At 34.3% G+C, this 10239-nt stretch carries 4 protein-coding genes; 1 reads left to right on the top strand and 3 read right to left on the bottom strand.

The annotated features are described in order from the left end of the window. The 3 genes from DWW96_RS12775 to DWW96_RS12765 form a co-directional block, all read right to left on the bottom strand. The coding region (locus tag DWW96_RS12775) for a transglutaminase domain-containing protein (protein WP_278286590.1) at positions 1 to 2049 on the bottom strand (2049 nt) is incomplete at its 3' end. Positions 2050 to 2059: 10 nt separating this feature from the next. Continuing rightward, a complete protein-coding gene (locus DWW96_RS12770) occupies positions 2060 to 5641 on the bottom strand; it encodes a VWA domain-containing protein (RefSeq protein WP_158562717.1) in 3582 nt (1193 codons plus the stop codon). Between the two features lie 201 nt (positions 5642 to 5842). Then, a complete protein-coding gene (locus DWW96_RS12765) occupies positions 5843 to 9022 on the bottom strand; it encodes a glycosyl hydrolase (protein WP_158562716.1) in 3180 nt (1059 codons plus the stop codon). 306 nt (positions 9023 to 9328) lie between these two features. Here DWW96_RS12765 and ptb point away from each other — a divergent pair, with 306 nt between their 5' ends. After that, complete coding sequence (ptb, locus tag DWW96_RS12760) at positions 9329 to 10237, top strand: phosphate butyryltransferase (RefSeq protein ID WP_022088163.1); 909 nt, start codon at positions 9329 to 9331, stop codon at positions 10235 to 10237. The last annotated feature ends 2 nt before the right edge of the window (positions 10238 to 10239 follow it).

The raw sequence follows: 10239 nt of genomic DNA, 5'->3' as shown, positions 1-10239 counted from the left end.
TGGTGCACCAAATATGCTTGTGACCTTTGGTTTGTATCCAAAAATTCCCTCACTTATCTGTCTCCATGTTGTAACATTTAATATTCCCTCAAGCATACTGTCTGCCATATCAAGCTGTGCAAAGTATGTTGTGCCTATTCCTGAAAGTGTTTCCCCCATTGCCCTGTCATTGCTTTCTTTTCCTGATTCAAGTTTTTCCTTTAAACTGAGCAGTTCGGTCTTTGCATCGCTTAAATCAGCTTCGCTTATTTTTCCATAATCAAATGAAACCGCATAGCTTCCACCCGCAACAAGAGGATTGTCAACTGATACTATTTCACATCCTGCTTCATATATATCCATCCCAAATATTGTATATGTTCCGGGACGTACTGCATTCCCCTTTGCAACACATTCTCCGTCTACCATTATGCATGGAATAACCTTAATGAGATATGCAGGTGTGCTATATATATCGCCATATTTTTCTATTATCTTCTCATCTTCATCTGTTTCAGGGACATATTCAATCCAGACATTTTTTCCATATAATGATGCTGCTTCAAATGTTACTTCTTTATCCGAATCTCCAATTGCGTATGTACCGTAAAACGGTGTTGTAAGTTTAAATGTTATCTTTGCCTTCGCCTTTTCAGGTGCCCTGTCAAATACGGCATTTTCCTTTATTACTTCATATGGAAGTACGGACGGAAGTAAGCTAAGAGTGTCTTCCTTTATTTTTCTTTTGCTAAGAATTGTGTCAGTTTCAATACTTTCTTCATTTGCGTATTCAGTTATCCTATCCTGAATGCTTTCAAGATTTTCACTAAACCCTGTCGCGTTTTCATTTTTTAATTCTTCACTAAGTTTTTTTATTTCCTCATTAAAATCACTGTCATAGTTTAACTTTTCCTGCTTTTCGTATTTTTTATATGAGGCATCCATTGGAATCCATTCTTTTGCGCCGGCTACTTTTCCACTTCCCCTGTAACTGTCATATGGTATGTACGCTTCTACCCATACATGTTCAATTCTTACGGCTGTTATCTTTCCATCAGTCTTTACTACCGTTGTCGGAATCCCAAGCATAGATAAAATATCAACTGCGCCCTGTTCATTGTCTGCACCCGTAAGATTAATTGCCTCTTTTATTTCAATCTGTACTGTTCCTACTACATATCTCGCTTCAAATCCTCTGTATTTCAACATTGCTATTAGAAGCGATGCCGTATCATAATCATTTCCCACCTTACATGTAAATGTACCTGTAGCACCATATCTTAAACCGTAATAAGGCTTAAAATCTACTGTATCTTTTACATATTTATATATTTCATACGGAGTATTTAGCGTATCGGCTATCTTTTTAGCCTCATCACTTAAAATTAATGCTTCATCCTGTGTGCTCTCTCCATCACACTCTCCGTTTTCTATTTTCTTTAACAAAGATGTCGTGTACAAACTGCTATCCGGTGTCTGTTTTCCTACACTCTCACTTACATCATAACTTTTAGAGGTCTGATGTGGTTTATCGGGCACTTTTGTTTCTATGTCTTCATTTTCCGTTATCTTTCTGACTTCATCTGTAAGATTAGCGTATTCATTATCTAGTTCTTTGTTGCTTACATCTTTTTTGTCACAAAGTTTTATCACTCTGTTTATGTCATTTTCTGTATCTGCAAAGTCTTTGCTAACTTCTTTTCTGCTTTCTTCTACTCTCTTTAATACTGTTTTAAGATTTTCTTCTTTAGCATATTTTTGTGCCTTGTTCATTTCATCTGTAACAGATTTTTTAAGTTCCGACACATATTCAAGAATATTTTTAAGACTTTCTGCGGTTTCTTTTTTTGATTTTACTTTATTTACACTTTCAGACATATATGTTTTTAACTTCTCAGCATTTTTTGCAGATTGTGTTTTAACTTCTGCTTCACTTAACTGATACGCTTCATTTATGTCTGAACTTTTAGTGGTATTCTGCTTTATTCCCGGCACATACATTGACACTGTCACCATTGCCACTATCAGAATAAAACTTAAAACCCTGTTAATTTTTTTCTCTTTATACATTTTTTAACCCCTATTGTTCTTCTTTTTCCTTTTTTCCTGCCATAAATATAATGACTATAATTGAAATGAACTGAATAATCATCAATGCTGCAATTGTTTTTCTTGTTTCAAAATCACCGGTTTTTACGGGTGAGCCTGATTTTATTTCTTTGTTGTTTTGATTATTTTCATCCACGTTGTATGTTTTTATGCCATCACTATTTTTCTTAATGCTGTCATTCTTACCATACTCTTTTTTATGTTTACCACTTATATTGGCATTCTTCTCATGCTCTTCCTTTGTTATGGCAGAATTCTTTTCTGACTTTTCCGACCTGCCTTTAACATTTGAATTTCCATCTTTTTTCACGACTTTTTGTGTTGTAATTTCATTGCCCGGTTTTTCACCGCTATTATCTTTTGTTACGGATTCACTAATACTGTTGTCGTGATTTTCCATATTTTTCTTTTTCGCAAATACTGCTTTTACCGTTACATCATTACCCGGCATTGTAAACATTGTAGATTTATCATACCTGTCGGAGAATGCTCCATAGTCACACTCCCATCCTGCAAATATATATCCATCGTCTGCTTTTGCCTTAAGGCTTATGGTTTGTCCTTCCTTATAAGTTTCCATAAACTTTGAAACAACACTTCCACCGTCGCTACACTGAATTTTAAAATTATAAGCATGGTCTGTAAGTTTAAATCCTGCCTCATCCATCAGAATTACTTCATCATCTGTCACAAACTGATATATGATTAAGAAATTTCCTTCTCCAAGTAATGAAGTGTCTGTATCTATGGTTTCAGTAATTTTCTCTCCCTGTCCGATTTTCGTTTCCTTATTTTCCAATTCAGTTACATTTTTGTTCTTTATGTTTATTGCACTTATTTTTAAAATGCCGTTTTCCTTTTCCTGTCCTTTATTTTCGATTACATAAGAAATTTTTGCAGTATCTCCTGTTTCCATATCCGTGTTGTCCACACTTACATTTCCCTTAATGGCTTTTCCCTGCTCGTCACTTTCCTTTGGGATAACATTTTTGGCATATATTCCCTTTTTATCTACTGCTTCTTCTGTACTCTGTTTTGTCTCAGGTTCCGTTTCAACGATTTCAGTTGTTATTCTTCGTTTTACGGTTAAGGGATCAAGTTTAAGTTCAACTTTTTCATCATTTTCATTTGTATATGAAAGTGTTATCTCATCCATGAGATTAATTATTTCGTCATCCGCAATTCCTGTTACGGGTACTTTCATCTCTATGTTGTTATCCTGACCCACGCTTAAGTAGCCCTGCTTAAATAATAGTGTATTTGTGCCATCATCATTTTTTATTATTTCATCAGGGGCATTACTGAATTCAATGTCATCAGGATTTATGTCTTTATTTAATTTCATCTTAAGTTCTATGTTTTTACCCGCAACCATGAATATGTCGTTTGCAAGTTTTGCCACGCATTCAGTTATTTCATCATTTGTCGGTGCAGATAATGCCACACCGTCTGATATGTCGGCAATGTACTGCATTGTCTTTTTTGCCTCCACCCTGCTTTCTTCCGATGCATTTGCTTCAAGAAACACTGAATATATGGTTATGTTCAAGTCCTTAAGTTCTTTAACATTTATTTCAGGAGAATCTCCCCATCTTTCTCCATCTGAAAACAGATATATTACCTTATCTCTGTATTCGGAATTTTTTAAATCATTTATTGAGTTGTTTATTGAACTGTATATAGGTGTTCCTCCCCATAGCCATACGCCTCTGCTCAGCACTTCATTCAGATACTCTTTATCATTTGAAAATCCCGTTTCCGCATTTCCCCGGTTAACATATCTTATCAATGCCCTGTCTTCCGGCTGCATGTAGTTTACTATGATTTTTGCGCCCTCTTCTGATATATTCCAATCCTCTGTTCTCATGCTTCCGGAATTATCCAGTATTATGACAATGTCCATCGGTCTTCTTTTTATTGTTTCCGAAAGACCAATTCCCTGCATGTTAAACTTCACGTTTACATGTGTGTCGTCATCATTTATTTCATCTTTGTCAGCCTCGTATTTTATGTCAATTCTATTTTCATTTTCTTCATCAAAAACTTTTATCAGCGCTCTGTCGGTTTTAATAACCGTATTTTTATTCTTATACCTTACTGTTACTGTATATAAATCATCCGTGTCTGCCTGTGACATGAATGAAAAATCATTGCATTCAATGTATTTTGTATTTGTGCCTGCCTCAATACTATGATTGTCTTTATAAACATTTTCTCCATTCTGATTTTCAACATTTATGTTTATATCAATGTCCGTATCTGTATTTGTTCCCATTTCTGCCTTTAACTTAAACTTAATTTCTTTTTTCGTATTTACGGAAACAGCCTTTGGTGAATAATTAAGAACTGACTTAAATATTTTAATTCCTTCACTGATTTCTACCTGTTTTCTTTTTATTGCCACAACCTGTCCGCTTTCTTTATCTGTAACCATTGTAACAATGTAATATTCACCCGGTTCCATGTTTTTCGTATTAATTACATATCCGTCGTCAGTTTCTGTTCCTTTTACATAAGCTGTGCTTTCGTTTCCCATACACACAGACACTTCATGTTTTTCATCATTTATCCCAATTATTTCCGGAACAACTTTTATATCTGTGTATGCGGTTATGTTTTCATCTGAATTTATTACTATACCTGTTATTTGGGGACCCGATATAACTGATTCATCCCTGACAAATGTAAGATATTCATCTATTGCGTAAACAAACATTGCTGTTAAACATTCATCTTGATTGAGACTTCCATCCTGTTTTATTTCTTTTCCTGCTTTTTCAATCCTCTGTAATGTTCTATTTGCATCAATCTCTGTCAGCGCAATTGTAATCATTAATAAATTCATTAATGATTCTTCATCATTTCCGATTATTTCACTTTCCTTTGAAATAAGATACTCATTTGCTCTGTTAAGGGCAAGCTTTTCACTTTCTTTTCCACCATTTTCGCTGATGTATTTTTTTAATATAAAAGCTGCATATGCAGTTATGTATACTCCACCATCTTTTTTGCCGTTGTATGAAAAACTACCATCTTCTTTCTGGTTTGACAAAACAAATAAAACAGCCTTTTCCATTGACTTTTTATTCATCAATTCGCTGCTTAGCATTGCTTCAAGTGCAAGAAGTGTATCAAATGTGTCACCTTTGTATTCATCGCTTACACTGAAACTTCCGTCATTGTTTTGCATTTTAATTATTTCTTTTATTTTATCTTCTGTTGTTATTTCATTAATGGAATTTTTTCTATATAGATCGTCATTGTTATTTTCATACGCCGTATCAAGATATTTTACGGCTTTCTCTCTGACATCCCCTGAAAGATTTTGTTTTCCTGTATATTTTAATACTTCTGCTGTATTATATATACCTAAGCTCTTCCCCCATGAGCCATCCTCATTCTGACTGTCTTCAATCCATTTCACTGCCTCTTTCTTTAGTGCAATTACATTTTCGTTGGAATAAACATCTTTTGTAAAGTACAGTAATGTAGCCTCCAACAACATCACACAAGCAAGCAGACAGGAAATCCCCTTTAGTAACCTGCTTTTCATTGTAAAACCTCCCATATTTAATTTATCTTACGTTTTGAAACGTTTTTAGCAGCTTTCACTTTATCAGTTTAGTGAGTGAAAGTCAATAGTTTCGTCGCATTTTGTTGAGTTTTTTATAAGTTTTATACTTTATTTTTTCAAATAAAAAGCCATTACCAAGAACATTTTGTGCTAATCATCCTTAATAATGGCTTTACTTAATTATTTGTTTTTATACTTTTTAACAGCAGAATATTTTCCATAAATTTTATTTCCGGCAACTATTTTGTACGCTCTTACCTTAACATAAATAATTTTATTTCTATATTTGCGTCTAATATATTTATTTTTTCTTATTGTCTTTACAACTTTAAATTTGCCTTTCTTTCTAACTTTTACAGAAACCTGATATCCGTTTGCACCACTTACTTTTTTCCAACTTAGGCGAATCTTCTTAAGGCTTTTCTTCTTTACTTTAAGTTTTTTAACTTTACCAGGTGCCTGATATTTTTCACCATTACCTACTCCACCTGTACTAAAACCTTCTTTATTCGCAGTTGTTGTCACATCTGAATGCTTATTATCTTTTGTTGACTGATTTTCTTTAATTTCGTCTTTTGTTGTAACTTGTATCTGCTCTGTTGTAGATTCATTCAACTTGTCAGTTGTTGTTTGTTCTTTACTTACTGTCTCTTCCTGTTTTTTAGTTGTTGTCTCTTCTTTTGTTGTAGTTTCACTCTGTTTTGCTGTAGTTGCTTCAGGCTTTGTTATTTCCTGTGAATCATCTTTATTTGGATTTTCTCCATCCCCGCTCTTTCCACCTGCATAAACTGAATTTGCCGGTACATCAACATATGTCTTATCTGAGAAATATGTTCTTTGTGTCTTATCTGTGTGATTTTCTACAACGTAAGTCTTAACTCCATTTTTCTCTAATACAACTGAAAATGGAGTACTTCCTGTTATATCAAAATTCTGGTTTCCATATTCTTTCAAACTTGTAATGTAAGCTAATGTATGTGCTCTTGATTCACCATTTTCAACTTTTCCGCTATCACTTAAATCAACTTTTGCAAGTGCTGCATCCGGGTCATAGTATGCATAGTATTCAGCAACCACGTCCTGATTTGTCTTAGGATCAGTAAGCATATCTTTTTTTCCGTAATTTGTACAAATCTGTTCCTTATTGTTCACAAAATTACTCCACTGCTTACTGTTTTCTCCTATGCTGTCAACTACATTCTTTACCTTGTCTTTGTATTTTCCCATATAAAGTGTTGCCCCTGATATTGGAAGCATTGTAATTGTAGTAACTTCTATTGGATTTTCTGTCCACCATGCTGTATGATCATATCTTCCGCCAAACAATCTTGTTACTGTCTGGATATTATAATTATTACTATCTTTATATTCTTTAGTAAAAATCTCATTATGTACATCATAGTAATAGTCTTCAATTGCTGCTATTTCTGTTGTGTACATGTAGATTCCAAGGTCTCTGATTCTTTCATCGCCAACAGCTTCTCCCCAAAGAATAAGTGAAGACCATGCATTTACTGACTCTGATGATGATTCCTGGTTGTTACCACCTGAAAGTCCACCTTTTTTGTCCACCATTTGACCATTTTCATCAAATTCATAGTTTGCAACTCCTGATGCCCATGAATGACCTTCGTATATATCAAAATTTCTTAAAAACGGATATCTTGTCTCGCTGTTTTTGTTATAGCTGCTACCATCTCTATTTGCATTTGCTATATCGCCTATCATTTCATAAACCATTCCGCCCCACTCTTTTGCCCACTGTGGGTCTTTCATTGCAACTGCCGCAGCTGCCTTTATCCAGTATCCGTAATGGAAATGATGGTCATTTACCTGCTTATCTGAATCATATGATGTAGGATAGCCAATAAGTGTTCCATACTCTTTATCATAATAAAAATAATCATCTACATGCTGACCGTCTATATATGCCCGATGTGGGTCAAGCCAAAATTCCAGATAATTTTCAACACCTTCAACCATGTCATTTGTCATAGTCTTCATGTCGTTATCTTTAAACTGGTCTGCAAGCCATATTGCATCTGATAATGTGTTAAGATTTTTTCCTACCCAGTATGTATCATATCCGCCATACTGACCTTCTAAGAAACAAATCCACTTTGGATCATCTTTTGATTTTCTATAAGAGTATAAATACCCTAACTGATCCTTTATTTTTCCTACTGTATCTTCATCTTTTGTTACAGGAAGTGATGATAAAATTCCATTATACTGCATTGTTGTAGAATAGCTTGTTCCAACAACTGTTTTCATTGTCCCTCTTATTGTGTCGTATGTATATCCTGTAAATTTACTGTTTGCATATCTCCACTGATGAGGATATAAAGCAATAATTGTGTCTCCACCGTTTGCTCCTGTTTCCATGTTCTTTGTAACCACGTTATATTTTGTAACTACCTTTGAAGAATTACTAAGATATTTCCACTCAACCTTTGTATCTGTAATAAAGTTAAATGCATATTTTTTGTATAATTCAAATGCATTGTCACTTCCGTCAGGTAATATTGCAACTGACATGTAGTTTTTTCCTGCCGGCATTTTTGCAGTGAGTTTTCCACCCGCATTAACCCATGTTGTACCACTTGGTGCACTGATTAAGTAGTAATGTGTCTTTCCGTCTTTCTTGTTCTTAAGACTTACCCCTAAAATATTTGAAGATGTTGAATTTTTATATATCGCAAGATCTGTTCCACCTGCTCCAAGTGAAATGGTAGGTTCTACATTTTTAAAATTGTAATAAGCATATGGTGTTCCTTTTCCGATTGTCGCCATTATGCTTGATGTTGAAGCATTGTTCTCCATCAATATATCGTATGTCCAATCTGTAGTTTTATCAACTTTTGCATCCTTTGCACTAAAGTTATTGCCACCAACAACAAGTTCTACCGTATTATCTTCTAAAAGACTTTCTACTGTAGGCTCTCCATCTACATATGATGTACCACTAGTAACCGCCGGTGATGCCATCTGCATTCCATTACTTGCTGCGCGGTATGCAAGTGGATGTGCGTACAATGATTCTGAATATTTGTCAAATACAACTGAGCTCGCCCAATCATTTGTAGGTACTGTTCCAACTGTTTCTTTGTAATTATCTGTTAAATATGTTGTTCTTGTAGGTAAATTGTTTTTTCTATCTGTCCATGTTACTCCCCAGTCGTCTGTACCAACACCATAGACTTCTTTCTTATATCCGCCTTTGTCTACCATTACTGAACTGTTTTCAGCACTAAAGTCCATAGTTGCACCTTTAGTCGAATCAGACAAATAAGGCATACTTGTTACTGTAATTGTAGCAGCGCATATTAATGCCATTACCTTACTTAATTTTTTTCTCATAACACTCTCCTGTCCTCTTTTTAGTACTCCCCACATTTTATTATTTTCATTAAAAATAGATTTTCTAATAACCTATTTTCGCCTTCTAATCTATATTTATAACAAAACAAAAAATATAAACAAGTACTTCTATTTTATTAAGGTATTTTTTTATTTTTAATTTTAATTTTACATATCTATAAGGAAGTTTTCTTTATTTTTCTTTCTATTTCTTGACCTGTCAAATATACCGTGCTACTATTTAAAGTGGTTAAGCACAGGATATAAATCCAAAAAAAATTTATAAATATTGAAGAGGTAAACAAAATGACAAAAAGTTTTGACGATTTACTTGCAAAGGTTGCAGAATGCCCTATGAAAAAGGTTGCTGTTGCCTGTGCACAGGATGATGCAGTTTTAGAAGCAGTTAAGGCAGCAAAAGACAGAAATATTGCTGAAGCTATTTTAGTTGGTGATGAAGCAAAGATTCGTACAATTGCCAGTGTTTTAAAGATGAATGCAGATGAATTTGAAATCATCAATGTTGTTGATCCAATCGAAGCAGCAAGAACAGCTGTAAAATTAGTCCATGACGGAAAAGCTGATATGTACATGAAAGGTCTTATAGATACAAAATCATTCCTTAAGAGTGTATTAGATAAAGAAGTTGGTCTTAGAACTGACAAAACATTATCACATGTTTGCGTATTTGATGTTAAGGGTATTGATCATTTATTATTCTTATCAGATGTTGCATTCGTTCCTTATCCTGACCTTGATACAAAGGCTCAGATTATTAAGAACACAGTTGAAATTGCTCATGCATGTGGAATTGAATGTCCTAAGGTAGCTCCTCTTGCAGCTGTTGAAGTTGTAAATCCTAAAATGCCATGTACAGTAGATGCTGAAGCACTTACTAAGATGAATGAAAATGGAGAAATCACAGGATGTATCGTTGACGGACCACTTTCACTTGATCTTGCCATCGAACCTGAAGCTGCATTCCACAAAGGAACAACTAACAGAAAAATTGTTGGTGATGCTGATGTATTATTATTCCCTGATATTCAGGCAGGTAACATCACATATAAATGTTTAGTTCATACAGCAGATGTTAAAAACGGTAACATATTAACAGGTACAAAGGCCCCTGTTATTTTAACATCACGTTCTGATGAATTTGAAGTTAAAGTAAATTCAATCGCATTAGCAGCTGTAGTTGCTGAAGCAATGTAATA

The sequence above is a fragment of the Eubacterium sp. AF17-7 genome (genome assembly GCF_003461285.1).
Taxonomy (GTDB): domain Bacteria; phylum Bacillota; class Clostridia; order Lachnospirales; family Lachnospiraceae; genus Eubacterium_U; species Eubacterium_U album.
The sequence above is the reverse complement of the archived record's forward strand: the minus strand, read 5'-3'. Positions and strand labels throughout refer to the sequence as shown.